This is a genomic window from Kribbella turkmenica (assembly GCF_004348725.1).
Classification (GTDB): domain Bacteria; phylum Actinomycetota; class Actinomycetes; order Propionibacteriales; family Kribbellaceae; genus Kribbella; species Kribbella turkmenica.
Genome location: NZ_SMKR01000007.1, coordinates 24,455 through 51,011 on the forward strand (window position 1 = coordinate 24,455; position 26,557 = coordinate 51,011).

A 26,557-nucleotide genomic window follows, 5' to 3' on the forward strand; every position below is an offset into this window, starting at 1 on the left:
CCGGGGCTCGTCAGCCCGCGAGGGCTTGAACCACACGGCTCGGCGAAGGCTTGCCGAGTTTCTCAGCCATCCAGACGCTGGTGGCGACCAGCTTCTCCAGGTCCACGCCGGTCCGGATTCCCAGGCCGTCCAGTTGCCAGAGGAGATCCTCCGTGGCCAGGTTGCCGGTGGCGCTCCCGGCGTACGGGCAGCCGCCGAGGCCGCCGGCGGAGCTGTCGACCGTGGTGACGCCCTCGCGAAGAGCGGTCAGCGTATTGGCGAGCGCCTGGCCGTAGGTGTCGTGGAAGTGGACGGCCAGCTTGTCCACACCCACACCGGCCGCGGTGAAGGCCCCGATCAGCGCGGTCACCTGCCCCGGGGTCGCGACGCCGATCGTGTCGCCGAGGGACAGCTCGTGACAGCCGAGGTCGATCAGGCGTGCTCCCACCTCGACCACCTGGCGGCTCGGTACGGCACCCTCCCACGGGTCGCCGTAACACATCGAGACGTACCCGCGGACCGTCAACCCCTCGGCCATCGCCCGCTGGATCGTCGGCGTGAACATCGCGAACTGCTCGTCCAGCGTGGAGTTCAGGTTCTTCGCGGCGAACGTCTCGGTCGCGCTCGCGAAGATCGCGATCTCCCGCACGTTCGCGGCCAGCGCACGGTCGAGACCGCGCTCGTTCGGGACCAGCACCGGCGCCCGGACGACGTCCGGCAGATCGAGCTCGGCGAGCAGCTCGGCGGCGTCGGCCAGCTGCGGAACCCATTTCGGGTGGACGAAGCTGGTGGTCTCGATCGTCGTCAGCCCGGCGTCGGCCAGCCGTCGGATGAACTCGGCCTTGACCGCGACATCGACGATCGCCGACTCGTTCTGCAGACCGTCGCGGGGACCGACCTCGTAGATCGTCACCCGGTCGGGCAGCCCGTCGGTCCGCACCAGTTGCGGCTTCCGCATGTGTCGCCTCCGTCGCGTACGTGTGTCGAGTGCCTGGTTCGACTGCGTTGATCGGCCGGGGAGGGGTCTCCTCGACAATGGCTCGTGATGACAACTCTGGCTGACATTCTGCGCGGGATCGAACGCGGCGTGTTCCCGGCCCCGGACCTGAGCCTCACGGTCGTACCGGCGCCGTCGCCGCGCGAGGCGTGCGTGGCCGCGTTCACCGGGCACGTCGTGGTCGCCGCGGGCGTCGACCCGGCCTGGGTCGCCGAGCGGGTGCCACCCGGAGACCTCTCCGCGCCGACGAATCCGCCGTTCCTGTCGGCGCTCGAGGCGGTCACCGGCCGCCGGGTCAACGCGATCGACGCGATGCTGCTCGCTCCCGCCCTCGCGGACCCCGGCGAACGCTCGGCGGCAACCGCCGGTCTGACCGAGCTCACCGACCACACCCACCCGCGCGTCGAACGCGCCTGGCGGTACCGCGACGACGTCCGGGTGTACGGCGACTCGTTCGGCGGACTCGTGCTGACCGGCCGCGGGCTCGCGGATCGCCTCGAGTGTGCGGTCGAAGTACCCGACGGGTGCCGGGGCAACGGTCACGGCCGTCGTCTCGCCCGGGCAGCCCGCGCGCTGGTCCCGCCGGACGCGCACATCTGGGCGCAGGTCACCCCGGGCAACGCGGCGTCGTTCCGGGCGTTCCTGGCCGCGGGGTACCAACCGGTCGGCTCCGAAGCACTCCTGGTCGATCCCTAGTCGTTGCTGTCGGCATCGATTTTCGGCATCCACAGTTGTGGACAACCTGTGGATAGTTGCTGATGGCCCCAAACTGGCCGGCGGCCGTTCACCGTGGTGTCACCGAAGGTTCGCGTCCGGGATCAGGACGTGCGGGGCGGGCGGTGGTAGGTCGGGGACTCGCCGGCGTAGTGGTCGCCGCGGTAGACGCCCCTGATGATCTCGGACTCGTAGCCGTCGAGCTCCGGCATGCCGAGCTCGCGGGCGATCTCGAGCTCGGCGTGCGCGTCGTACGGGACCCGGACGAACTGGATCGAGAACGGCGCCGGGCCCGGCGAGTCCGGCACGCCTTCGAGAATCCCGTACACAGGTGTCGGGTCGCTCAGGCTGTTGCCGACCGAGCCGATGTTGAACAGGGTCCGGCCGAGATCGGCCTCGTAGAACGGGTCGTGGGTGTCGGCGTACCCGACCACGTCCGGGACCGGGCCGTCGCCGGTGGCCGCGGTGTTCGCGAACAACTCGACGTACTCCACCTCGTCGTGGTCGAACCGGACCCGCTGGTGAACGCTCGTCGACGATGCGTGGAACAGCCGGATCTGCCGGCCGCTGAGACGGAAGTCGTGGCAGAACGGGAGTTCGCGGAGCCAGGTCCACTGGTCCTCGCGCAGTTCCTTCTTCCACCAGCGCAGGGCTTCGGAGTCGTACTCGCGATCCGGATCCGGCAGGAAGTCGTCCCAGTTGCCGAGGATGTTCACCTCACACGCCGCTTGGCACCGGTCGACCACCTGCTGACCGCGCGGCCCCTTGCCGACGTAGTCCCCCAGGTTGAAGATCCGGTCGATCCCGCGCCCCTCGATGTCCGCCAGCACCGCCTCCAGCGCGGTCAGATTCCCGTGAACATCCGAAACCAACGCGATCCGCTCCAACCCCATACCCACCATGCTGTCATCCTGTCCCATCCCACCGACAACGATTCCGTTCCCGCCACACACCGGACGAAGGCCGCTGGGCTGGGCCCTCGGAGCTGAGTCGTTGGGCGCTGAGAGCTGAGTCGCTGGGCGCTGGGGCGCTCGGGCGCGGCGGGCGCTGGGGCGCCAGGGACGCGATGGTGCAGTCCGGCGGCTGCTCGGGCGCTGTTCGCCGAGTGCCCGCTACCGACTACCGCTCGGCCCCGCGCGCTCCGCTGCCTGCTGCCGAGCACCGCCGCCCTCGCTGGACGAGGATCCCGACCGCAGTTTCGAGGCGTGTCCCCGAGACATCGGGCCGAAGGACTTGGTCGGGGTGACCGAACCGCCTCCCGGCTCGCCGGCCGAATGCGCCGCGGCGCCGGCCAGACCGCCCGCCACCTTGCGAGCGCCGTTGACGGCCACCCCGGCAGCGCCGAGGCCCACGCCGGCTGCCGCCCCCACCGTCCGGGCACCGCTCGCCCCGGCACCGCCACCACCGGACGAACCGCCACCGCGCGAGGACCCGCCCCCGAAGGCCGACCGCCCGACGCTGATCGCCCCGCTCGCCAGACCGCCCGGGTCGGCCACAGAGCTTCCCATCGCAGCCGCACCCCCGGCAACAGCCGCGGTGACCGGCACCATGAAGCGGAGCAGCGCGGGCAGAGCGAAGATCGCCAGCAGGAGCATCATGACTCCGGTCATCGCCTGGATCACGCTGTCGACCGGACCGAACAGGCTCGTGCTGTTCAGCTGCAGCGCCGCTGCGTAGATCAGGGCGGCGGCCGGCTTGTAGGCGATGAAGGCCAACGCCCAGGCGCAGTACTTCTTGAACCAGTTCCGGCCGATCTCGGTGTTGGTGGCCGCGGCTGCCAGCGGGAAGGTACCGGCGAGGAGCACGAGCATCGCCGAGCGGATCAGCATCAGGACGATCTGGATGCACGAGGCGATGATCACCGATCCGTACATGGTGATGGCCAGCAGTGTCGGCACGGCGTCGGAGACCAGGCGAACGACCACCTGGCGATGGTCCACTTCGCCACCGAAGGCAGTGTCCAGCGACGGATCCGTGCCTCCCTGCGCGATGATCCGGACTGCGAAGTCGTCCGACCAGCTCGTCAGCACCTGCAGGAACGCCGCGCCGGCGGCACTCACCGCGACGAAGATCAGCGTCGTCTTGATCATCTCCTGGAGCGGGCGGGCGCGCTGTTCCCACGCCGTTCGCATGCCGGCGATCAGGATCGAGATGACCAGGACGGCGGCGGTGACCGCCAGCAGCCGACCCTGTAGCAGCCCGACGGTCGCGCTGTTCGTCCAGGTCTCGCCGTGCTCCTCGGCCAAGGTCGGCGATTTCGGCCGGAGCCAGAAGGTCGACGCGGAGTTCAGGGTGCTCATGGCCGCCTGGTTCGCGCCTTCCCTCAACTGCTCCAGCGCGTTGTTCGCCACGGCCTGGAAGCCCTGCTGGATGTGGCAGCCGATCTCCACCTTTCCGCACATCAGATTCCGCTCCAGCGGGTGAAGTCGGACAGGTCGCGGTGCTGGGCGAAGGGGGCGCCGACGGGTTGGCCTGGGGACGGCGGTCGCAGGCGCCAGTCGTCGTTGTGCCAGACGAGCGTGAAGGTCGCGCTCATGTACGCCGATTCGACGGGGAGCGCGAGCATCACGGTGACTCGGTCGGGGCGGCTGTCGAGGACGCTGAAGCCGGCGATCTGGGCGGTGGACGCCGATCCGGGGACGTCGTTCTCGGACTCGAGCTCTCGGATGAGGGCCTCGGTGTCGGGGCCGGGGACCATGAGTTTGCGGACGGTCTTGATCGCCTGGCGTGGGTCATTGACGGCGGCGATCGTGTTGTAGGCGGCGTAGACGGCGCCGGTGGGTGAGTGGGCGAAGCAGCGCCGGAAGCCGTCGGGGTCGGTGACGGCGGGGCCGAAGATGGACGAGCGGGGGACGACGACGTGGCGGCTGACGTCCCAGCCGTCGGCCCTCGGAGCCTTCGTGGGCACGGCCTGGTCGCCGGCGGGGAGCGAGCAACCGCCGGCGGATGCCGGGCGGGTGGTCCGACCGCTCGAGCCGGAACCGGGCTCGTCGGCCGGGGTCGCAGGCTGGGTGCCGGGGCAGGTGGTGGCGGACTCGGCGTCGGAGCAAGGCGTGGCTGCCCGATCGCCGGTCCCGGGTCGCTCTCCCGGGTCAGGGGTCGCCGGGTGGGCACCGACGGGCTGACCTGCCTCCGAACCGGACCGGGCCGGATCGGCGGCGTTCGCCGTACCGGAGGAGTCCGTGGTGAGGCCGGTGATCAGCAGGAGGGCACCGCAGAGGAGGACCGCGGCGATGACGATGGAGGCCGCGACGAAGCCGCGGCGGAAGGGTGACTGGTCTTCGTTGTCGTTCATCGCGCTCCCCGCTCCGGTGGTCGAAAACCTCACGGACCAAGGCTGGCAAAAATCGTCCGACCGCCGCGGAAGTTATCCACAGGCCCTGCAGGGCAGACGATTCGGCACAGCGGTTACGCTCGGCGAGTTTGCGGTTCCGGGTCGATCTGTAGCCGAAAGGTCACCCCGTGTAGCGAAGTGACCTAGTCAGCTAATAGAGTCCGCGCATGACCATCGCGCCTTCGCTTTGCTCGCCCCTAGCGCTCGCCGATGCAGAACCCACTCGTGCCGCCGAACCTTGGGAAAGCGACGTGATCACCGCGTACGGCCTGCTGCGTGAAGCAGCGGCCGAACTCGACCACGTGATGCGCCATTCCCTCAAGCGCAGTGGTCTGCAAATGGCAATGTTCGAACTGCTGCTGCGGCTCGCCCGCAGCCACGGGGAGAAACAGCGTCTTACGTCCCTTGCCCGGGAGCTGACCGTCACCACCGGTGGCATCACCCGGCTGGTCGACCGCGCCGAGAACCTCGGTCTGGTACGCCGGGAGCCCTGTCCCGACGACGCCCGCGGTTCGTTCGCGGTCCTCACCGAGGAGGGGAAGCGCCGGCTGCGGGAAGCACTGCCGGACCACCTCCTGGAGATCGACAGCCTGTGGATGTCCCAGCTGGCCGACGAGCGGGAGGTCGTGCTCGGCAAGCTTCGCCGGGTCCGCGACAACGCCCGCCGCTGGCCGAACGGCCGGCCGAGCCTCGGGCCGATCGCTCCGGAACGAATCTGAACCACTCCGACAACCGAACACCTGGCTTACCCGCGACTAACGGATGGGGCGCCCGACTGGTGTCGGGCGCCTCGCCGCGTAATCGTTGAGAGGTGAACCAGGCCGATCAGTCCCCAGCCCCGGGTCGAGGCTCGACGGACGTCAAGCATGGCTACGACCCTGTCGGGCTCGGGTACGACGTCGGCCGGGGCGGAAACGAGTCAGAGCCAGGCCGGACGGGCACCCGCGGATGGCGGGACGCGGTCTGGTGGCGGGCAGCCGTCGGTGGAGTTCTCGCGGCGCTCGCCGGATTGGCGGCAGGCAGCGTGGTCGCCGGTCTCCTCGGGACCAGGCAGACCCCGATCGTCGCCATCGGTTCGGCGTTCATCGACCGGGTGCCACCGTGGCTGAAGGACCTTGCGATCGCCTGGTTCGGCACCAACGACAAGACCGCGCTCCGCGTCGGCATCCTGCTGGTCCTCAGCGCGCTCGCCGCCGTCGGCGGTGTTCTCGCGGTACGTCGCTACTGGGCCGGCGCACTGATCACCGTGGTACTGGCCGGTGTGGCGGTGGTCGCGGCCGCGACCAGACCGGACAGCGGACAGACCGGATTCGTCCCGTCGGCAGTCGCCGGCATCACCGCGCTGCTCATCCTCCGGCTCTTCGCCCGGCGCCTCGCGCCACTCGTCGACGATCCGGCGGACGGCGTCAGCCGCCGCGGATTCCTGCAACTGTCCGCCGGTGTCGCGATCGCTTCCGCCGCGATCGGCGCACTCGGACGCGTCGTCGGCGGCAACCGGGCGGCGGTCGCGGAGGCCCGGGAAGCGCTGAACCTCCCGAAACCCCCGACGCTCGACCCGCCGGCCGGAGTGCAGGCCGACGGCGCGACCCCGTGGGTGACGCCGAACGTCGACTTCTACCGGATCGACACCGCGCTCTCGGTCCCGCAGATTCTGCCGTCGGAGTGGAAGCTGCGGATCCACGGCATGGTCGACCGCGAGCTCGAGCTGACCTTCGACGACCTGCTGAAGCGCCAGGTCGTGCACAAGTGGGTCACCCTGACCTGTGTCAGCAACGAGGTCGGCGGCGACCTGATCGGCAACGCCCTGTGGTCCGGCGTGCTGCTCAAGGACCTGCTCGGCGAGGCCGGTCCGTCGGGCGACGCGGACGCGATCAAGTCCACGTCCAAGGACGGGTTCACCGCCGGTACGCCGCTCAGCACGCTGCTGGACGACCGTCAGTCGATGCTCGCGTTCGCAATGAACGGTGAGCCGCTGCCGGTCGAGCACGGGTTCCCGGTGCGCATCGTCGTACCCGGGCTGTACGGGTACGTGTCGGCGACCAAGTGGCTGACCGACATCGAGGTGACCCGGTTCGACCGGTTCGACGCGTACTGGACGCCGCGTGGGTGGTCCGAGCTCGGGCCGATCAAGTTGTCGTCGCGGATCGACGTACCGTACGGCACGAAGGTGACCGCGGGCCCGGTGACCGTGGCCGGGGTGGCGTGGGACCAGCACGTCGGCGTGTCCAAGGTCGAGGTCCGCGTTGATGGTGGCCCGTGGCAACAAGCGACGCTGGCCGCGGACGCGTCGATCGACACCTGGCGGCAATGGCACTGGACCTGGGACGCGCCACGCGGGAACCACGTCCTGCAGGTACGGGCGTTCGATGCCAAGGGCAACCCACAGGTCGAGGCCTCCGCACCGCCCGCCCCGAACGGCTCGACCGGCCTGCACTCGGTGAACGTGCCGGTCGACTAACGGTTCATGAAGGCGGCGGTCTTGGTCAGGAGCTGGTTGGTGGCCGGTTGGTCGAAGAACGTGATGAGCGCTTCGTATGCACCGGATTCGGCGGCGGACGGGTCCACGATGTAGCCGTAGTAGCCGTCGGTGTAGCCGACCACCCTGGTGATCGGGTGGGTGCTGTCCGCCTGGAGGCACGCGCCGTGGAGGGCGAACAGTTCGACCGGCAGGTTGACCCAGCAGACGTCGCCCAACGTCACCACGCTGATCGGTAGCTTCAGCCTCTCCGGCAAGTCGGCCGCCGCCATCAGCGACTGGCCGCGTGCGCCGTCGAGGCGGGTCTGTGCGATCCGGCCGGACGGGTCGTCCAGGCCGCGCACGGCACCGCAAGGTCCACCGCGGACCACGCTCGCCGCGGCCGCCACGGTCGACGCCGCCTCCTCGGCCGGCGGCATGTCCCGGACCGGGAGGTCGATCGTCGTACGGCGGATGGCCGGTGCCGACTGTGGCAGCTCGAGCCCGGGACCGGCCAGTGCTTCACGGACGCGCGACGCGAGCAGACCGCCGAGCCGGGCGACCTCGGCCGCACCACGTCCTTGTCGGGTGAAGCGTGGACTGACGTCGCCGGCGGCGCCTTGGAGGAACCCGACCACCGCGGGCGCCAGCGCGGCCCGGGCGGCGCCGGGCCAGTCGGCAGACCACCGCAGGTTCTCCGGGCCGTACGTCGTCGGATGGCAGGCGAAGTCGAAGAGCACCGCCGCCAGCGAGCCGGCCGGCGAGTGCAGTGCCAGGATGCCGGCCGTGTTGTCGTGCGGCCCGTTCTTGCGGTGCCGGTTCGCGCCGACGCCGATCACCTCGATCGACCGCCAGGACGCGGTGACCGGACGGCGCGGCAGCGAGGCGTTCGCGACTGCGGCGATCAGCGCCCGGACCAACTCAGGCTCACGCTCGGCGGGGATCACGGGGTGAATCTCACCGGTCCACCCGGACGGGCCGGAGTGCGTGTGGGACGCGGACACGACCACGTGCGAGGCCGGGATGCCGGCCGCACACCCGGCCGCGGCGGCCAGGTCGGCGACCAGGTCCTTGCCGACGGCGATCGCGTCGAGCGTCAGCCACAGCACGCCCGGGTCGTCCGCAGTACCGAGCCAGATCAGGGTCGCGCGCAGCGGGTCAGCGGTTCCGGTCGCCGGGGCAGTGCGCGCGGCGTACCCGTCCAGCCGGTGGCCGGGCGGTGGCGTGACGTCCAGAGAGGTCGCGGCCAGGAGGAGTTCGCTCACTTACTTACACGCTCCAGCGGTCGTGCCGGTGAAAACTTTCCGGTCCAGTCAAGATAGCCCGCCGGCGCCGGCGGAATCGAGCCGGGCCGTGTCAGGAACTAGGTCGAGTAGACCACTTCGGGGGTAAGGCGCTGACGAGATGGGCAGTCATGAAGGTCGGGTTGGTGATCGCGGTGCCGACGACGACGGCGTACGCACCCGCGTCGACGACGGCGCGAACGTCTTCGGGTGTCCTGATCCTGCCCTCGGCGACGACCGGGCAATCCACCGCGGCGGCGAGCCGGCGGACCAGGTCGACGTCCGGACCGGCCGGCGTACCTCCGCCGGTGTAGCCGGACAGCGTGGTGGCGACCAGGTCGGCACCGGCGTCGCGGGCGGCGAGGCCCGCGTCGAAGGTGTCGACGTCGGCCAGAATTGGTACACCGAGCTCCTGATGGATCCGCTCGAATTGACGGCGCAGCGGGTGCCCGTCCGGGCGCGGGCGGAGCGTCGCGTCGAGCGCGACCAGGTCGGCGCCGGCCGCGACGACCTCGGCGGCGGACTCGAACGTCGGAGTGATGAACACCCCCGACGGGTCGCCGAGCTTGTTGATGCCGATGATCGGCAGCGTCGTCACGGCCCGGATCGCGGCGACGTGCTCAGGACCGTTGGCCCGGATCGCACCGGCACCACCGAGTTCGGCCGCGCGTGCCATCAGGGCCATCGACCCGGCCGAGTCGAACGGGTCGCCGGGGATGGACTGGCAGGACACCACCAGGCTCCCGGCCGCCAGCGGCGTCACGATCGGCGGTGAGTGACGATGAGGTCGGCGTACGGCCCGGGTGGGCTCGTCGCCAGCCGTTCGGCGCCGTCCAGCGACGTACCGGCGGCCTTCACCAACTGAGCACGAGGTGTGAGTGCTGCACGCACCGGAGAGAGCAGTTGCTCCCCTGCACCCGCGAACAGGCCGCCCACACACGCGACCGGAACTGCATCCTGGCCGGCCAGCGTTGCCACGGCCGCACCGATCGTCTCGGCGATGTCCTGAGCTGCCCGTACGACGAGGTCGCCGGCGACCGGGTCTCCCTCGGCAGCACACCGCAGTACCTCCGGAGCGAACCTGGCGACGTCGTCCACCAGCGTGGTCGACCGGTAGAGCGTGACCGGGTCCAATGTGACGTCCGCGAGCTTGGTGGCCGGACCACGGCCGTCGCGAGCCCGCTGGACGGCGACCAGCCCGGCCCGGCCGATCGCGAACGCGCTCCCGGCGTCACCGAACAGGTATCCGTGTCCGTCGACCTTGTGCCAGGACCCGTCACGATCGACGGCCAGACTGACCAGACCGGTGCCAGCGGCAACGACCACGCCGTACCCGTCGGCCAGCGCACCCGCGTGCGCGGTCACCATGTCCTGGGTCATCCGCACCTCACCGGCGTCGAGTACGCCGGCCACCCGCGCGGCCAGCCCATCCGCGACCGGACGCACCGGCGGAAAGCCGGTCAGCCCGAGCGCCACGACCTCGACCGGGCCGGCGACCCCGGCCGCGGCGGCGGCTGTCCCGATGGCGGCCAGCAAGTGGTCGATGCTGGTCGGCCCGTGGACGTACCCAGGCCCCCGACCGACCCGTCCGGCCGGAAGAACCCGGAGCCGGAGGGCGGACTGCCCGCCGTCGATGGCAATGCTCGTCATGCAGCGTCCCGTGTGAGTCGACAACCCGGCGCGCCCAGTCTGGCCTTCCCGGCGGGCCGGGTAAAGGACGGCGACTAGACCAATGTGCGGGCGCGGGAAGCGGGACGGTCCAGCAGGGACGGGACCGGGACGCCGTACAGCGGGAGGCTTGGCTGGAGCCAGTCGTTGAGGATCGGGTCCTCTCGGGTGAGGTGGTCGGTGAGCTCGCTGCGGCTGAGTTCGAACACGTGCGCCGGGTTGCCGGTGAGGTCGACGACGGATCGCATCAGGCAGGCGGCCTGGTCCTCCCAGAGGACGTCCCCCGGGTCGACCTGGTCCGGCCGGATCAGCAGCAGGTCGACATCGCTCTCGAGATCACCGTCGCCGCGAGCGATCGGGCCGTACAGGCTGGCGTGCACCGGGGGGATCCGCCAGCCGCTGATCTCGTCCGCGAGTCGGCCGGTGAGCGTACTGCGGAGGTCGGCGAGGAACTCCACGGCCGGGGCGGCCAGGTGTTTGCGGTTGAGGCGATAGAGCAACGAGTTGCCGACGTCGTCGACGTGCACCAGGCCGGTGGTCGCCAGCCGCTGCAGGACCAGGCGGACGCCGGCGACGCTGCCGGTCCCGGCGAGCTTGTGGATCTGCCGGCCGGACAGGCCGCGGTCGGTCCGGGCGAGCACCTGCAGCACGGGGCCGTCCAGTGACGGGACGACGGTGCTGATCGGACTGCGAAGATCCATGAGGGTGCCCACGATAGTGACTTCGCGTCCACCGAGAGTAATCATCGTGACGGCGCAACAACTTGCCTGAGGCAACCAGACCTACAGGCCGTTGGCGGTCGAACGGGGAGTGGGCGTGGTGCGGAGCTCGGTCGTGAACGCGTAGCGGTCACCCCGGTAGAGGGCCGAGGTGTATTCGAAGACGCGGTCGCGGCGGTCGAAGCTGATGCCGTGGACGGCGAGGCATGGTTGGGTGGTCGGGATGTCGAGCCAGCCGGCGGTCCTCGCGTCCGGCATCACCGGCTCGATCCGGGACGTGCCGCTGACGTGGTCGATGCCGTACCGGGACTCGAGCAGGTCGTACAGCGAGCCCTCCAGGTCGTCGGCCTGCAGACCAGGGACGTACCCGGCGGGCAGCGTGGTCCGCTCGACCACCATCGGTACGTCGTCGGCCAGCCGGAGGCGGGTGAACGCGATGATCGGGTCGCCTACCGGGATCCGCAGCCGGCGGGCGGCCGCCCGCTCGGCCCGGAGGTGGCGGAACTCGAGCATCGTGCTGCCCGGCCGCATCCCGCGCCGCCGGACGTCCTCGGAGAAGCCGATCATGCCGAGCCACTTCGCCACCTTCGGGCGGGTGGTGTAGGTCCCGCTGCCGTGCCGGCGGACGAGCAGTTCCTCGATCACCAGTTCGTCGACCGCGCGCCGCAGCGTCATCCGGGCCACGTTCCAGCGCAGCGCCAGCTCCCGCTCCGGCGGCAGCGCGGCACCCTCCGGCAGGGTGTCGATCAGGCTGAGCAGCAACGCCCGGATCGCGGCGGCCTTTCCCGGCAGCGAACCATGCATTGGTCTTGCGTAGCACTCCGGCCGGGTCGTCAGAAGGGCTTTCCACACCGATCGAAACCCTTGCGCCGCCGGCCGAACCTGCCGGATCACTTCCGCAGGCTGGACCGCGAAGAAGTAACCTCCGCAGCATGGGGTCAGGTGAAGAAGCTTCCACCGCAATCATCATCGGCGCCGGCATCGGCGGGCTGGTCGCGGCGGTCGGACTGCGCCGGGCCGGCTGGTCGGTGACCGTTCTCGAGCGCGCCCCGGTCATCGCCGAGGTCGGCGCCGGGCTGACGTTGTGGCCGAACGCCGAGCGGGCCCTGGACACGCTCGGCATCGAGATCCGCTCGCGGGCCGTCCCGACGATCTCCCGCGGCAGCTTGCGGACGCCGACCGGCCGCTGGCTGCGCCGCAGTCACCCCATGGATGTCGGCGTACTCGCGATGCATCGGGCCGACCTGCACGACGTCCTGCGCAAGAGGTTGCCGGAGACGGCGTTGCACACCGACGCCGAGGTGGTGTCGGTGTCCCCGAAGGGCGTGGTGGTCTGCCGGTGCGGCGGCGAGGAGAACGAGTTGACCGCCGATCTGGTGGTCGCCGCCGACGGCGTGAACAGCGTCACCCGCCGGACCCTGTGGTCGGGCGACCCCGTCTTCCAGGGCCGGACCGTCTGGCGCGGGGTGACGCCGCCCGGTTCGGTCTGGCCGGTCGAAGAGTCGTTGACCCTCGGGCGTGGTGTCCAGGCCGGCGTACTCCCGCTGCCGGACGAGCGCGTGTACTGGTTCGTCACGGTGAACGCGGACCGGCCGAACCAGTCGTACGCCGACAACCGCCGCGAAGCGCTGCACCGGGTCGGCGACTGGCACCACCCGATCCCGGCACTGATCGCGACGACGCCCGAGGACCAGGTGCTGCACAACGACGTCGTCGACATCGACCCGGTACCGACGTTCGTGAACGAACGCGTCGTCCTGCTCGGCGACGCGGCGCACGCGATGCCGCCTGACCTCGGCCAGGGCGCGTGCCAGGCGATCGAGGACGCCGTCGTCCTGGCCGCGTGCCTCTCGTCCGGTGACGGCCTGCAGAAGTACGACGACCTGCGCCGGGCCAGGGTGCACCCGATGGCCGAGGCGGCCCGCGCGTCGGTCCGGCGTACGTCGAACACCGGCCTGCTCGCCCACCTCACGGTCGCGGTCACGGCCAGGATGATCCCGCCGTCCGCGTGGCGGAACGCGACCGCGCAGTGGTCCGACTGGTCGCCGCCCGAACTGCCGAAGGGAAAAAACAAGCACGCTTGATTCTTTTTCCCGGAAGTGCGACGCTCGGCTGCACGATCCCTACCCCGGGGAGTGCAGCGTGCAACTGGACGAAGTGCTGGCCGACCTGTGGGCCGAGAGCGCGGAGCTGGACCGGCTGGTCGGCGGACTGCCCGCCGAGGACTGGGCCAGGCAGACTCCGGCCGAGGGCTGGACGATCGCGCACCAGATCGCCCATCTCGCCTGGACCGACGAGGCCGCGCACCTGGCCGTCACCGATCCGGACACCTTCCAGGAGTCGCTGAAGAAGGCGGCTGCCAGTCCGGCCACGTACGTCGACGAGGGCGCCAACGAGACGGCCGCGCTGCCGCCTGACCAGTTGCTGACCTACTGGCGGGAGACCCGCGCCGAGCTGGCCGAGGCACTGAAGCAGGTCCCGCCGGGCACCAAGGTGCTCTGGTACGGACCGCCGATGAGTCCGGCCTCGATGGCGACCGCGCGGCTGATGGAGACCTGGGCGCACGGCCAGGACGTGGTCGACGCGCTGAGAGTCCACCGCCCGCCGTCCAGCCGGCTGCGCCACGTCGCCCATCTGGCGATCCGCGCCCGCGACTTCGCCTACCTCCTGAACGACCGCACTCCGCCGGCCGAGCCGTTCCACGTGGAACTGACCGGTCCGGACGGCCAGACCTGGACGTGGGGTCCGGACGACGCCGGGCAGCGGGTGACCGCTCCGGCGCTCGACTTCTGCCTGCTCGCCACCCAACGGCGGCACCGCGACGATCTCGCCGTCCAGGCCGAGGGTGCCGACGCGGAGGAGTGGCTCGGCATCATCCAGGCGTTCGCCGGGCTACCGGGCAAGGGTCGTGCGGCAGGGCAGTTCGGATGACCGGGCCGATCAGGATCGGGAACGCGTCCGGGTTCTACGGCGACCGGTTCAGCGCGGTCCAGGAGATGCTCACCGGCGGTCCGCTCGACGTCCTGACCGGCGACTACCTGGCCGAGCTGACCATGCTGATCCTCGGGCGTGACCGGATGAAGGATCCGTCGCTCGGCTACGCGCGCACCTTCCTCGAGCAGCTCGAGACCGGCCTCGGCGAGGCCCTCGACCGCGGCGTCAAGATCGTCAGCAACGCCGGCGGCCTCAACCCCGCCGGTCTCGCCGAAGCCATCACCCAGCTGGCCGGCAAGCTGGGACTGCGACCCAAGATCGCGTACGTCGAAGGCGACGACCTCCTGCCCCGGGCAGCCGAGCTCGACCTCGGCACACCACTCACGGCGAACGCATACCTCGGCGCCTGGGGGATCGCGGAAGCACTGCAGGCCGGCGCGGACGTGGTCGTCACGGGCCGGGTCACGGACGCCTCGGTGATCGTCGGGCCCGCGGCCGCGCACCACGGCTGGAAACGGACGCACTACGACGAGCTCGCGGGCGCGGTCGTCGCCGGGCACGTGATCGAGTGCGGCTGCCAGGCGACCGGCGGGAACTACGCGTTCTTCGGCGAGATCCGCGACCGCTACCACAGCCGACCCGGGTTCCCGATCGCCGAGATCCACGCCGACGGCAGCAGCGTGATCACCAAGCACGAGAACACCGGCGGCGCGGTCACCATCGACACTGTCAAGGCACAGCTTCTCTACGAGATCACCGGCGCCCGGTACGCCGGTCCGGACGTCACCACCCGGCTCGACTCGATCGAGCTCGACACCGACGGACCCGACCGGGTCCGGATCAGTGGCGTCCGCGGTGAGCCGCCGCCCCCGACGTACAAGGTGTCGCTGAACAGCGTCGGCGGGTTCCGCAACGAGGTGGCCTTCGTGCTGACCGGGCTCGAGCTGGAGGCGAAGGCCGAACTGGTCCAGCGGCAGCTCGAGCAGGCGCTGCCCGCCCGACCCGCTGAGCTGCGGTGGACGCTCGCGTGGACCGAGAAGCCGAACGCCGAGTCCGAGGAAGAGGCCAGCGTGTTCCTCCGCTGCGCCGTGAAGGACCCGGACCCGCACGTCGTCGGCCGCGCGTTCTCCAACGCGGCCGTCGAGCTGGCGCTGGCGAGTTACCCCGGGTTCCACGTCACCGCTCCACCCGGCGAGGGATCGCCGTACGGCGTCTTCCGGGCCGGGTACGTCGACATCCGCGAGGTCGAGCACGTCGTCGTCCTGCCGGACGGTGCGCGCAAGGTCGTCGAGCCGGCCGCGGAGACGCAGCGGTTGGTGGAGGTCGACGACCTCGAACAGCCCGTTCCGTTGCCGCAGCTCGCGTCGAGCGGGCGTCCGCGGACGCGGGAGGTGCCACTCGGCCGCATCGCCGGCGCACGGTCCGGTGACAAGGGCGGTGACGCGAACGTCGGCGTGTGGGTGCGGCAGGAGAAGGCGTGGCGGTGGATCGCCCACACGTTGACGGTGGAGGTGTTCCAGGAGTTGCTGCCGGAGACCAGGAACCTCACGGTCATCCGCCACCTGCTGCCGAACCTGTGGGCCCTCAACTTCGTCGTCGAAGGCCTGCTGGGGGAAGGTGTCGGGTCCCAGGCCCGGTTCGATCCGCAGGCGAAGGCTGTCGGTGAGTGGTTGCGCTCCCGGTACGTCGACGTGCCGGAAGTCCTGCTGTGAACGAGTGGGAGCGGGCCGGTGAGCTCCCGCGGGACCTGCACGACAAGGCCGGGCAATGGGTGTGCGATCAGGCACTCCAGCTGCACGGCGGTCTCGGGTACATGCGCGGAGCCGAGGTCGAGCGCCAGTACCGCGACCAGAAGATCCTCGCCATCGGCGGCGGCACCACCGAGATCCTGACCGGCCTGGCCGCCGGACGACTGGGGTTCAGCACATGACTGTGCACACTGCCACGCTGCCGCGCGGCGGGTCATCGGGCTGTGAGTCCCGGCCTTCCCTCGTCGCTCCGGTCGCTTCGCTCCCTTCTCTCCTCAGTCCAGGCCGGGAGGCCCCATGACCAACCGCGAGGCGATGCTGGAGAAGCTCGAAGCGCTGGAAACTGAGCACGCCAAGGCTTTGGCCGGCGGCGGGCCGAAGTACGTCGACCGCCACCACCAGCGCGGCAAGTTGCTCGCGCGCGAGCGGATCGAGCTGCTGCTCGACCCGGACTCGGCGTTCCTCGAACTGTCGCCGCTGGCCGGGTGGGGCTCCGAATTCACCGTCGGCGCCAGCCTGGTGACCGGGATCGGCGTGGTCGAAGGCGTCGAGTGCCTGATCACGGCGAACGACCCGACGGTCAAGGGCGGCGCGAGCAACCCGTGGACGCTGAAGAAGGCGCTGCGCGCGGACGAGATCGCCCGGACGAACCGGCTGCCGGTGATCAGCCTGGTCGAGTCCGGCGGTGCGGACCTGCCCACGCAGAAGGAGATCTTCGTCCCGGGCGGCGCGATGTTCCGCAACCTGACCCGGTTGTCGGCCGAGGGCATCCCGACGATCGCGCTGGTGTTCGGCAACTCGACCGCGGGCGGCGCCTACATCCCCGGCATGAGCGACTACGTGGTGATGGTCGACGGCGGGGCGAAGGTGTTCCTGGCCGGGCCGCCACTGGTGAAGATGGCGACCGGCGAGGACGCCGACGACGAGTCCCTGGGCGGTGCGTCGATGCACGCGCGGCAGTCCGGCCTGGCCGACTACTTCGCGGTCGACGAGCAGGACGCGATCCGGCTCGGCCGGCAGATCGTCTCCCGGCTCAACTGGCGCAAACTCGGTCCGCCGCCGGCGCCGTCGTACGACGAACCGCTGCACGACGCCGACGAACTGCTCGGGATCGTGCCCGGTGACCTGAAAATCCCGTTCGATCCGCGGGACGTGATCGCCCGGGTGGTGGACGGGTCGGTCTTCGACGAGTTCAAGCCGCTGTACGGGTCGTCGCTGGCGACCGGGTGGGCCTCGGTGCACGGGTATCCGGTCGGCATCCTGGCGAACGCGCGCGGCGTGCTGTTCAGCGAGGAGTCGCAGAAGGCGGCCCAGTTCATCCAGCTCGCGAACCGCGCGAACACCCCGCTGATCTTCCTGCACAACACCACCGGCTACATGGTCGGGCAGGAGTACGAGCAGGGCGGGATCATCAAGCACGGCGCGCAGATGATCAACGCGGTCTCCAACTCGAGGGTCCCGCACATCTCGATCCTGATGGGCGCGTCGTACGGCGCCGGGCACTACGGGATGTGCGGGCGCGCGTTCGACCCGCGGTTCCTGTTCGCCTGGCCGTCGGCGAAGTCGGCGGTCATGGGTCCGCAGCAATTGGCCGGCGTGCTGTCGATCGTCGCCCGGGCCGCCGCCAAGGCGAAGGGGCAGCCCTACGACGAGCAGGCCGACGCGCAGATGCGCGCGTACGTCGAGGGCCAGATCGAAGCCGAGTCGCTGCCGATGTTCCTCTCCGGCCGGCTGTACGACGACGGCGTCATCGATCCGCGGGACACCCGGACCGTCCTCGGCATCTGCCTGTCCGCCATCCACTCCGCCCCGGTCGAGGGCACCCGCTTCGACGGCGCCAACTTCGGCGTCTTCAGGATGTGAGCGCCGGATGACAGTGCTTTCGGCTGGGCCTCCGGCGCCGGCGTGGTCATGGAGCAGCCGGTGATCACCTCGGTCCTCGTTGCCAACCGGGGCGAGATCGCGTGCCGCGTCTTCCGCACCGCTCGTTCACTCGGTCTGTCGACCGTCGCCGTCCACTCCACCGCCGACGCGGGATCGCCGCACGTGGCCGAGGCGGACGCGGCTGTGCACCTGCCCGGGAACGCGCCCGGCGAGACCTACCTGCGCGCAGAGCTGATCATCGACGCCGCGCGGCGCGCGGGCGCGGACGCGGTGCACCCGGGCTACGGCTTCCTCTCGGAGAACGCCGCGTTCGCGCAGGCGGTGATCGACGCGGGGCTGACGTGGGTCGGCCCGCCGGTGGACGCGATCTCGTCGATGGGGTCGAAGATCGAGGCGAAGAAGCTGATGGCCGCCGCCGGGGTGCCGGTGCTCACGGAGCTGACGCCGGCTGCGGTGTCCGGCGCTGATCTTCCGGTGCTGGTCAAGGCATCGGCCGGCGGTGGTGGGCGCGGGATGCGCGTGGTGTCACGGCTGGCGGACCTGGCCGATGAGATCGAGGCCGCGTCCGCGGAGGCTCTTTCGGCGTTCGGGGACGGGACGGTGTTCTGCGAGCGGTACCTGGCGACCGGCCGGCACATCGAGGTGCAGGTGATGGCCGACCGGCACGGGACGATCTGGGCGGTCGGTGAGCGTGAGTGCTCGATCCAGCGCCGCCATCAGAAGGTGGTCGAGGAAGCGCCGTCACCGCTGGTCGAGCGCATCCCGTCCATGCGGGCCGAGCTCTTCGACGCGGCCCGCAAGGCCGCGGCGGCGATCAACTACGTGGGTGCCGGGACGGTGGAGTTCCTCGCGGACGAGCAGGGCGACTTCTACTTCCTGGAGATGAACACCCGCCTCCAGGTCGAACACCCCGTCACCGAGGAGACCACCGGGCTCGACCTGGTGGCGTTGCAGCTCGCGGTCGCCGCGGGAGACCGGCTACCCGCCGAGCCGCCTCCGACGCTCGGCCACGCGATCGAGGTGCGGCTGTACGCCGAAGACCCCACCAACGACTGGCAACCCCAGACAGGCACCCTGCGGCGCTTCGAGGTGTCCACAGAGCTCCGCGTGGACTCCGGCGTCGGACCCGGCTCCGAGGTGTCGCCGTACTACGACGCGATGCTGGCCAAGGTGATCGCCTCCGGACCGGATCGAACGGCCGTGGCGCGCCGGCTGGCGGGCGCCCTGGAACGGGCCCGACTCCACGGAGTACGGACGAACCGGGAGCTGCTGGTGTGGATCCTCAGGCATCCCGCGTTCCTGGCCGGCGACACCGACACCGCGTTCTTCGACACGCACGGCGTCGGTGGCGCCGCAGACCCTGGAGTCGTCCGGCTGTCGGCGCTCGCGGCGGCGCTCGCCGACGCGGCCGGGCGGGTGCCGCCGGTGCGGGTACCGAGCGGGTGGCGAAACGTGCCGTCGCAGCCGCAGCGGAAGGCGTACCGGGCCGGCGACGAGACGATCGAGGTGGCCTACCGGCTGACCCGGGCCGGTTTGGTTGCTGATGGCAACACCATGCTCGTCGGCAGCTCACCGGACCGCGTGGTGCTCGAGGTGGACGGCGTACGGCGGGCCTTCGAGGTGGCGGCGTACGACGGCCTCGTGTGTGTGGACTCGCCGCTCGGCAGTGTCGCGCTGACGCCGTTCGCACGGTTCACGGATCCGTCGGCGCAGGTGGCCGCCGGGTCCCTGGTCGCACCGATGCCGGGGATCGTGACGCGGATCGGCGTAGGAGTGGGTGACGAAGTCAAGCAGGGGCAGCCGCTGCTCTGGCTGGAGGCGATGAAGATGGAGCACACCATCTCCGCACCGGCCGACGGCGTGGTCGGCGAGCTCAGGGTCGAAGCAGGTCAACAGGTCGAGGTCGGCGCCGTACTGGCCGTGGTCGGGGAGGACAGATGAACGAGCGAAACGAGGTCGTCGAACGACGCAGCGTGCCTTGTGCCTCATCGGCGCCCGGAGCGAAGCGAGGACGTCCATGAGCTTCATCGAGTCGGAGGAGCGCCGAGCGCTGCGCAAGGCCGTCGGTGAGTTGGGCAAGAAGTACGGGTACGCCTGGTTCAACCAGCAGGCGCGGACCGGTGGGCACACCACCGAGCTGTGGCTGGAGGCCGGCAAGCTCGGCTACCTCGGCGTCAATCTGCCCGAGCAGTACGGCGGTGGCGGCGGCGGGATCGCCGACCTGTCGATCGTGCTCGAGGAGCTCGGCGCGGCCGGGTGCCCGCTGCTGATGATGGTGGTCTCGCCGTCCATCTGCGGGACGGTGATCGCCCGCTTCGGCACCGACGAGCAGAAGCAGCGGTGGCTGCCCGGCCTCGCCGACGGGACGACGATCATGGCCTTCGCGATCACCGAGCCGGACGCCGGCTCGAACTCGCACGAGATCACCACGACCGCCCGCCGGACCGAGGACGGCTGGTCGCTGACCGGGCGCAAGGTCTTCATCTCCGGCCTCGACGTCGCCGAGGCCGTCCTGGTCGTCGGCCGGACCGAGGACGCCCGGACCGGGAAGCTCAAGCCGGCCCTGTTCGTCGTGCCGGTGGACGCGCCCGGGGTGGAGTTCACCCGGATCGAGATGGACCTGATCAGCCCGGACAAGCAGTTCGCGTTGTTCCTGGACGACGTCCGGCTGCCGCGCGAGGCGCTGGTCGGGTCCGAGGACGCGGCTCTGCTGCAACTGTTCGCCGGATTGAACCCGGAGCGGATCATGGCGTCCGCGTTCGCCATCGGGATCGCCCGGCACGCGCTCGGCAAGGCAACGGCGTACGTGAAGGACCGGCAGGTCTGGAAGACGCCCATCGGCGCTCACCAAGGCCTCGCGCACCCGCTTGCGCAGATCAAGATCGAGCTCGAACTGGCCCGGCTGATGCTGCAGAAGGCGGCCGCCCTGTACGACGCCGGCGACGACCTGGCTGCGGGGGAGGCGGCGAACATGGCGAAGTACGCGGCCGGCGAGGTCGCGGTCCGGGCCACCGACCAGGCGGTCCAGTCGCTCGGCGGCAACGGCATGACGACGGAGTACGGCGTCGCCTCGCTGGTCGCGGCCGCGCGGGCCACCCGGATCGCGCCGGTCAGCCGGGAGATGATCCTCAACTTCGTCGCCCAGCACTCGCTCGGTCTACCCAAGTCGTACTGACAGGAGTCCGCCGATGATCATCACCAGTGAGTTCCCGCCCGTCGAGGTCCTCGACGCCCCCATCCACGACGCGGTCCTCGGCAGAGCCCAGGAGTACGGCGACCGGCCGGCGCTCGTCGACGGCGTGACCGGCAAGGAGATCAGCTACGCGCAGCTGGACGGGATGAGCCGACGGGTCGCGGCCGGGTTCGCCGAGCTCGGGATCAGGCACGGCGACACGATCGCGCTCTACAGCCCGAACACGATCCTCTATCCGGTCGTCTTCTACGGCGCGACCCGGGCCGGCGCGACCGTGACCACGGTGAACGCGCTCTACACCGCGGAGGAGCTGCACAAGCAACTCGTCGACTCGAAGGCGAAGCTGCTGGTCACCATCTCGCTGTTCCTCCCGGCCGCATCCGCCGCGATCGAAGGCACCGACGTCACCGAGATCTTCGTCTGCGACAGCGCCGAGGGCTACCGCTCGGTGACGGAGCTGGTCGCGACCACCGGGCCCGAGCCGGAGGTGACCATCGACCCGGCCGAGGACGTCGCCGTCCTCCCGTACTCGAGTGGTACGACGGGCGCGGCCAAGGGTGTGATGCTGACCCACCGGAACATCGCGACGAACATCGCACAGGCCGAGGTGATGATCAGGCTCGACGAGGACGAACGGATCATCGCGATCCTGCCGTTCTTCCACATCTACGGGCTGACCGTGCTGATGAACCTGCCGCTCCGGCTCGGCGCGACCGTCGTGGTGCTGCCCAAGTTCGATCTGGAGCAGTTCCTGACCACGCTCGAACGGGAGCGGATCACCCGGGCGTTCGTCGCGCCGCCGGTGGTGCTGGCGCTGGCGAAGCACCCGGCCGTGGACGGCGTGGACCTGTCGGCGCTGAAGTACGTGATGTCGGCGGCCGCTCCGCTGGACGGTGAGCTGGCCGAGGCGTGCGCCAAGCGACTCGGGTTGCACGCCGTCCTGCAGGCCTACGGGATGACCGAGTTGTCACCCGGGACGCACTCGGTGCCGCAGGACGACCAGGAGCCGCCGCCCGGGGCCGTGGGCAAGCTGTTCCCGTCCACCGAGCTGCGGCTGGTCGGCGCCGATGGCAACGATGCGGACGAGGGCGAGATCTGGATCCGCGGCCCGCAGGTGATGAAGGGGTACCTCGGCCGCCCGGCGGAGACCGACGCGACCGTCGACCGCGACGGCTGGTTGCACACCGGCGACATCGGCCGGATGGACGAGCGCGGCTATCTGTACGTCATCGACCGGGTGAAGGAACTGATCAAGTACCACGGCTACCAGGTGCCGCCCGCCGAGCTCGAGGCGGTGCTGCTGACCGACGACCGGATCGCCGACGCGGCCGTGATCGGGGTCCAGGCCGACGGCAACGAGGTTCCGAAGGCGTTCGTGGTGCCGATGCCGGGAGCCGAGCTGACCGCGGACGACGTGATCGAGTACGTGGCCGCGCGGGTGGCGCCGTACAAGAAGATCCGGCTGGTGGAGTTCATCGAGGCGGTGCCGAAGGCGGCCTCGGGCAAGATCCTGCGGCGGGAGCTCAGAGCCCGCGAGGCCGCCCGTGAGTGAGGCTCTCAAGGAACCTCAGCAGGACCGCAGCCGGGCCACCCGGCAGCGGCTGCTCGAGGCCGCGGTCGAGTCGCTGGCCGAGGTCGGGTACGCCGCGACGACGGTGTCGGTCGTCGCGGCCCGGGCCGGGGTCTCGCGGGGCGCGGCACAGCACCACTTCCCGACGCGGGCGGACCTGTTCGCCGCGGCGGTCGAGTACATGACCGAGGTGCGGCTGGCAGAGATCCGTGCGCAGGCCGCCGCACTGCCCAGTGGTCCGGGGCGGACCGAGGCGATCGTGGGGATACTCGCGGACGTCTACGCCGGGCCGCTCTTCCGGGCCGCACTGCACCTGTGGGTCGCAGCGTCGACAGAAGAGCCGCTGCGGAGGCAGATCGTCCAATTGGAAGCGCATGTGGGTCGACAGGCCCACCGGGCGCTGCTGGAAGTGCTCGAGGTCAGTGAACGGACTCCTGGCGTGCGGGAAACCGTGCAGGGCGTGCTGGACATGGCGCGCGGTCTGGGCCTGGCCGACCTGCTCACGGACGACAGCGCCCGTCGCCGGGGGATCGTACGCCAGTGGAGTCGCATCCTGGATCAAGCGCTACGCGAGCCGGGTGTGTGACCGTAGGCGCGGCGGAACGTGTCGATGAAGGCGCTGGTGGACGCCCAGCCGCACTGGTGGGCGACGCGAGTCACAGACTCACCGTCGGCGAGCAGCCGCAGCGCGTGGTGCAGCCGGAGTTCTGTGCGCCACTGCGGGAACGTCATCCCCAGCTTCGTCTTGCACAGGCGGCTGAGAGTACGTTCACTCGCCCCGATCTCGCGTCCGAGCTCGGTGAGCGTCCTGTTGTCGGCCGGGTCGTTCTCCAGAAGCCCGCAGACCGCCGCAAGCCGTGGATCGCGTGGAGCCGGCAGATAGGTCGGCCGCTGCGGCGACCGCCGAAGCTGATCGAGCAGAACGGCGAGCAGGCGCCGACGCTCGCCCGGTGTGCCGTGGCGGGGGCGCCGGTCAGCTGCGCCGTCACTGCGGATGCCAGTGTCCTCGCCGGCGTCGGACGTGTAGGCCAGGATCAGCTCGCGGAGTAGCGGACTGACGGTCAACGCCGACGGTGTGTCCAGGCCGAGCGGGTTCTGCCGGAGCCCGATGGTGTGCAGCGCGGTGTCGCCGTACGCGCGGTGCTGGTGGAGAGTGCCCGCCGGGACCCAGATCGCCCGGTTGGCCGGCGCGACCCAGCTGCCCGCCTCGGTCGTCACCGAGAGCACGCCGCGACCGGCGTAGACGATCTGGTGCTCCTCGTGCCAGTGCGGGGCGATACCGCCTCCGGCCGGGATCGACCGGAAGCCGGTGTTCGCGGGACGGCGTTGGCTGATTTCCGGCATCGATTGGCATTTTATCGGAAGCCGGACAGGATCGATGGGTGAGGAGACTTCGACCGATCGGGCTGATGGCGGTCGGGCATGCCTGCGTGGACGTCTACCAGGGCGCCGTACCCGCTCTGGTGCCGTTCCTGGTCGCCGAGCGCGGGCTCGGCTACGTGGCGGTGTCCGGGATCACGCTGGCCGCGACCCTGCTGTCGTCGGTGGTGCAGCCGGTGTTCGGCGTACTGACCGACCGGCGGCAGCTGACCTGGTTGATCCCGGTCAGCATGACCACCGCCGGACTCGGGATCGCGCTGGTCGGGATCGGGAACGCGTACGTGCTGAGCTGGCTGGCGGCCGCGCTGTCCGGGCTGGGCGTCGCCGCCTACCACCCGGAGGCGGCGCGGATGGCGCGGGCGGTCAGTGGCGGCAGCCATGTCGGGATGAGTTGGTTCTCGGTCGGCGGGAACGTCGGGTTCGCGCTTGCGCCGGTGCTGGTGACGCCGATCGTCGCGGTCGGCGGGCTGTCGCTGACGCCGGTGCTCGTCGTCCCCGCGCTGGCCGGGGCGCTGATCACCTCGGTGGCGATCCGTTCCCGCCGTACCGCCGGGGCGATCACACCCGAACGGTCCGGACGGGACGACTGGCCGTCGTTCCTGCGGTTGTCCGCGATCATGGTCTGCCGGTCGGTCGTCTTCGTCGGGCTGGGCACCTTCATCGCGCTGTACGCCGGCGAACGGGTCGGCGGCGGGACGACGACCGGCGGGATCGCGCTGTTCATCCTGTTCGCGGCCGGGGCGTTCGGCACCCTGCTCGGCGGGCGGTTCGCGACCCGGTACGGGCGGGTGCGGACGATGCGGACGTCGTACGGAGTCGCGGTTCCGGCGATCGCCGGTCTGGTGTTCGTGCCCGGCCCGGCGTTCTTCGGCTTCCTCGCGCTGACCGCGATCGCGATGTCGATCCCGTTCTCGCTGCACGTCACCCTCGGCCAGGACTTTTTGCCCGGCCGGGTCGGCACGGCAGGCGGCATGACGCTCGGCCTCGCGGTCAGCATCGGCGGCATCGCCACCCCGGTCCTCGGCACGATCGCCGAGCACACCTCACTGCGGCTGGCGCTCGCCACCCTGATCGGCCTGGTCCTCACTAGTTGCCTGCTGGGTTACGCCTTGGAGGAACCCGTCGTCGAGTGACTCCGGCCGCGCTCGGGTCCGCCTGGCGGTCAGGGGCTCTGGAAACGTTTGCTCATGACGTAAATTTTCTCCTGACATGACTACCGAGGAGATCGACCGAGCGGCCGGGGTGGGCCTCCGCTCGGAGCGCGGACCGATCCTGCTCGCGGTCATGCTGAGCGTCGGCCTGGTGGCCATCGACGCGACCATCCTGGCCACCGCCGTACCGTCGGTCGTCGACGATCTCGGCGGGTTCACCCAGTTCCCCTGGCTGTTCTCGATCTACCTGCTCGCCCAGGCCGTGTCGGTGCCGATCTACGGCAAGCTCGCCGACCTCCGCGGCCGCAAGCCGATCATGCTGCTCGGCGTCGGTCTGTTCGTGCTCGGCTCGGTGCTCTGCGGGATCGCCTGGAGCATGCCGGCGCTGATCGCGTTCCGGCTGATCCAGGGGCTCGGCGCCGGGGCGATCCAGCCGATCGGGATGACGATCGTCGGCGACATCTACACGGTCGCCGAGCGGGCCAAGGTGCAGGGCTACATCGCCAGCGTGTGGGGGATCTCGTCGTTCGTCGGCCCGGCGCTCGGCGGCGTGTTCTCCGACTTCGTCTCCTGGCGCTGGATCTTCTTCGTGAACATCCCGCTCGGACTGGCGGCCGCCTGGGTGCTGACGCGGCGGTTCAAGGAGAGCGTGGAACGGCAGGCCAGCCACAAGATCGACTACCCGGGCGCGGTCCTGCTCGCGATCGGCGGTTCGCTGCTGCTGCTCGGCCTGCTCGAGGGCGGCGTGGTCTGGGCGTGGGACTCGGCGGCCAGCATCACGATCCTGGCCGCGGCCGTCGTACTGCTGACCGCGTTCGTGCTGGTCGAGCGCCGCGCCGCCGAGCCGATCCTCCCGCTGTGGGTGCTCGGCCAACGCGTGCTGAACTCCGCGAACTCGAGCGCCCTGCTGATCGGCGTGCTCATGATCGGCCTGTCGACGTACGTGCCGCTGTTCGCCCAGAAGGTCCTCGGTACGTCGGCCCTCGTCGCCGGATTCGCGCTGGCGGCGATGACACTGGGCTGGCCGATCGCGGCGTCGCTGGCCGGCCGGATCTACCTGCGGGTCGGATTCCGGACCACGATGCTCTTCGGCTCGGTGATCGTCGTGATCGGGGCCGGGCTGCTGCTCACGGTCGACTCCGGCAGCGCCGTACTGCGCCTGGCCGCGGCGTGCTTCGTCATCGGACTCGGACTCGGCTTCTCCGCATCGCCGTCCGTCGTGGCCGCGCAGTCGTCGGTCGCCTGGCAGACCCGCGGTGTGGTGACCGGTGCCAACATGTTCGCCCGGTCGGTCGGCAGTGCGGTCGGTGTGGCGGTGTTCGGCGCGGTGGCGAACGGGGTCCTGGCCGCCCGGCTCGGCGACAGTCACGCGGACCTGGAGACGCTGCCGGGCGAAGTGCTCGCTCCGGCGATCCACGGCGTGTACTACGGAGCCGCCGCGGCAGCTGTGCTGCTGGTCGTGGCAGTCGCCTTCATGCCCAACCGGATCGTCGAGCAGCCGCTCGCGAAGTGAGCTCAGGGCATCGGCGCGAGTAGCGCAGCCACCCG

24 protein-coding genes are annotated in these 26,557 nt (G+C 70.5%); 14 read left to right on the forward strand and 10 right to left on the reverse strand.

The window, feature by feature from the left end; genetic code table 11:
• Positions 1-10: 10 nt before the first annotated feature.
• Entirely contained in the window at positions 11-937 is a 927-nt protein-coding gene (locus E1218_RS02835) for a hydroxymethylglutaryl-CoA lyase (protein ID WP_132315896.1), read from the reverse strand.
• Positions 938-1,024: 87 nt separating this feature from the next.
• Here E1218_RS02835 and E1218_RS02840 point away from each other — a divergent pair, with 87 nt between their 5' ends.
• Positions 1,025-1,672 (forward strand): GNAT family N-acetyltransferase, encoded by a 648-nt coding sequence (locus E1218_RS02840; protein WP_132315898.1) that lies wholly within the window; start codon positions 1,025-1,027, stop codon positions 1,670-1,672.
• A 122-nt stretch (positions 1,673-1,794) separates the two neighbouring features.
• On the opposite strand, the gene E1218_RS02845 is transcribed toward E1218_RS02840, so the two are convergent.
• The 3 genes from E1218_RS02845 to E1218_RS02855 form a co-directional block, all read right to left on the reverse strand.
• Positions 1,795-2,583, reverse strand: a complete 789-nt coding sequence (locus tag E1218_RS02845) for a metallophosphoesterase family protein (RefSeq protein ID WP_132315900.1) — start codon at positions 2,581-2,583, stop codon at positions 1,795-1,797.
• A 219-nt stretch (positions 2,584-2,802) separates the two neighbouring features.
• Positions 2,803-4,092, reverse strand: a complete 1,290-nt coding sequence (locus E1218_RS02850) for a type IV secretion system protein (RefSeq protein WP_132315902.1) — start codon at positions 4,090-4,092, stop codon at positions 2,803-2,805.
• Positions 4,092-4,985, reverse strand: a complete 894-nt coding sequence (locus E1218_RS02855; protein WP_132315904.1) for a hypothetical protein — start codon at positions 4,983-4,985, stop codon at positions 4,092-4,094. Before E1218_RS02855 ends, E1218_RS02850 begins: the two co-directional genes overlap by 1 nt.
• 290 nt (positions 4,986-5,275) lie before the next feature.
• Between E1218_RS02855 and E1218_RS02860 the strand changes: the two genes are divergently transcribed.
• Both E1218_RS02860 and E1218_RS02865 read left to right on the forward strand, forming a co-directional pair.
• The gene (locus E1218_RS02860) at positions 5,276-5,743 is read left to right on the forward strand and encodes a MarR family winged helix-turn-helix transcriptional regulator (protein WP_132315906.1); all 468 of its coding nucleotides are present in this window, start codon (positions 5,276-5,278) and stop codon (positions 5,741-5,743) included.
• Positions 5,744-5,835: 92 nt separating this feature from the next.
• Positions 5,836-7,482: a molybdopterin-dependent oxidoreductase gene (locus E1218_RS02865; protein ID WP_132315908.1), complete on the forward strand. Its 1,647-nt coding sequence runs from the start codon at positions 5,836-5,838 to the stop codon at positions 7,480-7,482.
• Here E1218_RS02865 and E1218_RS02870 read toward each other — a convergent pair.
• From E1218_RS02870 to E1218_RS02890, 5 genes are all read right to left on the reverse strand, one after another.
• On the reverse strand, positions 7,479-8,744 hold the full coding sequence (locus E1218_RS02870; protein WP_132315910.1) for a hypothetical protein: 1,266 nt from the start codon (positions 8,742-8,744) through the stop codon (positions 7,479-7,481). The genes E1218_RS02865 and E1218_RS02870 overlap by 4 nt on opposite strands.
• 91 nt (positions 8,745-8,835) lie before the next feature.
• On the reverse strand, positions 8,836-9,525 hold the full coding sequence (locus E1218_RS02875) for an N-acetylmannosamine-6-phosphate 2-epimerase (RefSeq protein WP_233711962.1): 690 nt from the start codon (positions 9,523-9,525) through the stop codon (positions 8,836-8,838).
• Positions 9,522-10,412 (reverse strand): N-acetylglucosamine kinase, encoded by an 891-nt coding sequence (locus E1218_RS02880; RefSeq protein ID WP_132315912.1) that lies wholly within the window; start codon positions 10,410-10,412, stop codon positions 9,522-9,524. Before E1218_RS02880 ends, E1218_RS02875 begins: the two co-directional genes overlap by 4 nt.
• Before the next feature lie 74 nt (positions 10,413-10,486).
• Positions 10,487-11,131 (reverse strand): hypothetical protein, encoded by a 645-nt coding sequence (locus E1218_RS02885; protein ID WP_132315914.1) that lies wholly within the window; start codon positions 11,129-11,131, stop codon positions 10,487-10,489.
• A gap of 81 nt (positions 11,132-11,212) precedes the next feature.
• On the reverse strand, positions 11,213-11,953 hold the full coding sequence (locus E1218_RS02890) for a GntR family transcriptional regulator (protein ID WP_132315916.1): 741 nt from the start codon (positions 11,951-11,953) through the stop codon (positions 11,213-11,215).
• A 128-nt stretch (positions 11,954-12,081) separates the two neighbouring features.
• On the opposite strand from E1218_RS02890, the gene E1218_RS02895 reads away from it, so the two are divergent.
• The 9 genes from E1218_RS02895 to E1218_RS02935 all read left to right on the forward strand — a co-directional run bounded on the left by E1218_RS02895 (position 12,082) and on the right by E1218_RS02935 (position 23,064).
• Complete coding sequence (locus tag E1218_RS02895; protein ID WP_132315918.1) at positions 12,082-13,233, forward strand: FAD-dependent monooxygenase; 1,152 nt, start codon at positions 12,082-12,084, stop codon at positions 13,231-13,233.
• 58 nt (positions 13,234-13,291) lie between these two features.
• Positions 13,292-14,080, forward strand: coding sequence for a TIGR03084 family metal-binding protein (locus tag E1218_RS02900; protein WP_132315920.1), 789 nt, complete (start codon positions 13,292-13,294; stop codon positions 14,078-14,080).
• Positions 14,077-15,795: an acyclic terpene utilization AtuA family protein gene (locus E1218_RS02905; protein WP_132315922.1), complete on the forward strand. Its 1,719-nt coding sequence runs from the start codon at positions 14,077-14,079 to the stop codon at positions 15,793-15,795. Before E1218_RS02900 ends, E1218_RS02905 begins: the two co-directional genes overlap by 4 nt.
• Positions 15,792-16,013, forward strand: a complete 222-nt coding sequence (locus E1218_RS02910) for an acyl-CoA dehydrogenase family protein (protein ID WP_325052802.1) — start codon at positions 15,792-15,794, stop codon at positions 16,011-16,013. The genes E1218_RS02905 and E1218_RS02910 overlap by 4 nt, the downstream gene beginning before the upstream one ends.
• A 115-nt stretch (positions 16,014-16,128) precedes the next feature.
• Entirely contained in the window at positions 16,129-17,694 is a 1,566-nt protein-coding gene (locus E1218_RS02915) for an acyl-CoA carboxylase subunit beta (RefSeq protein ID WP_132315924.1), read from the forward strand.
• A gap of 60 nt (positions 17,695-17,754) precedes the next feature.
• Entirely contained in the window at positions 17,755-19,656 is a 1,902-nt protein-coding gene (locus E1218_RS02920) for an acetyl/propionyl/methylcrotonyl-CoA carboxylase subunit alpha (protein ID WP_132315926.1), read from the forward strand.
• Between the two features lie 76 nt (positions 19,657-19,732).
• Positions 19,733-20,890, forward strand: coding sequence for an acyl-CoA dehydrogenase family protein (locus E1218_RS02925; protein ID WP_132315928.1), 1,158 nt, complete (start codon positions 19,733-19,735; stop codon positions 20,888-20,890).
• Positions 20,891-20,903: 13 nt separating this feature from the next.
• Positions 20,904-22,460, forward strand: coding sequence for an AMP-binding protein (locus tag E1218_RS02930; RefSeq protein WP_132315930.1), 1,557 nt, complete (start codon positions 20,904-20,906; stop codon positions 22,458-22,460).
• Entirely contained in the window at positions 22,453-23,064 is a 612-nt protein-coding gene (locus tag E1218_RS02935) for a TetR/AcrR family transcriptional regulator (protein ID WP_132315932.1), read from the forward strand. Before E1218_RS02930 ends, E1218_RS02935 begins: the two co-directional genes overlap by 8 nt.
• On the opposite strand, the gene E1218_RS02940 is transcribed toward E1218_RS02935, so the two are convergent.
• Positions 23,037-23,822 (reverse strand): AraC family transcriptional regulator, encoded by a 786-nt coding sequence (locus E1218_RS02940; RefSeq protein WP_132315934.1) that lies wholly within the window; start codon positions 23,820-23,822, stop codon positions 23,037-23,039. The two genes, E1218_RS02935 and E1218_RS02940, sit on opposite strands and share 28 nt — an antisense overlap.
• A 38-nt stretch (positions 23,823-23,860) precedes the next feature.
• Between E1218_RS02940 and E1218_RS02945 the strand changes: the two genes are divergently transcribed.
• Both E1218_RS02945 and E1218_RS02950 read left to right on the forward strand, forming a co-directional pair.
• On the forward strand, positions 23,861-24,991 hold the full coding sequence (locus E1218_RS02945) for an MFS transporter (protein WP_233711963.1): 1,131 nt from the start codon (positions 23,861-23,863) through the stop codon (positions 24,989-24,991).
• 76 nt (positions 24,992-25,067) lie between these two features.
• Complete coding sequence (locus tag E1218_RS02950; protein WP_132315936.1) at positions 25,068-26,522, forward strand: MDR family MFS transporter; 1,455 nt, start codon at positions 25,068-25,070, stop codon at positions 26,520-26,522.
• Positions 26,523-26,557 lie beyond the last annotated feature (35 nt).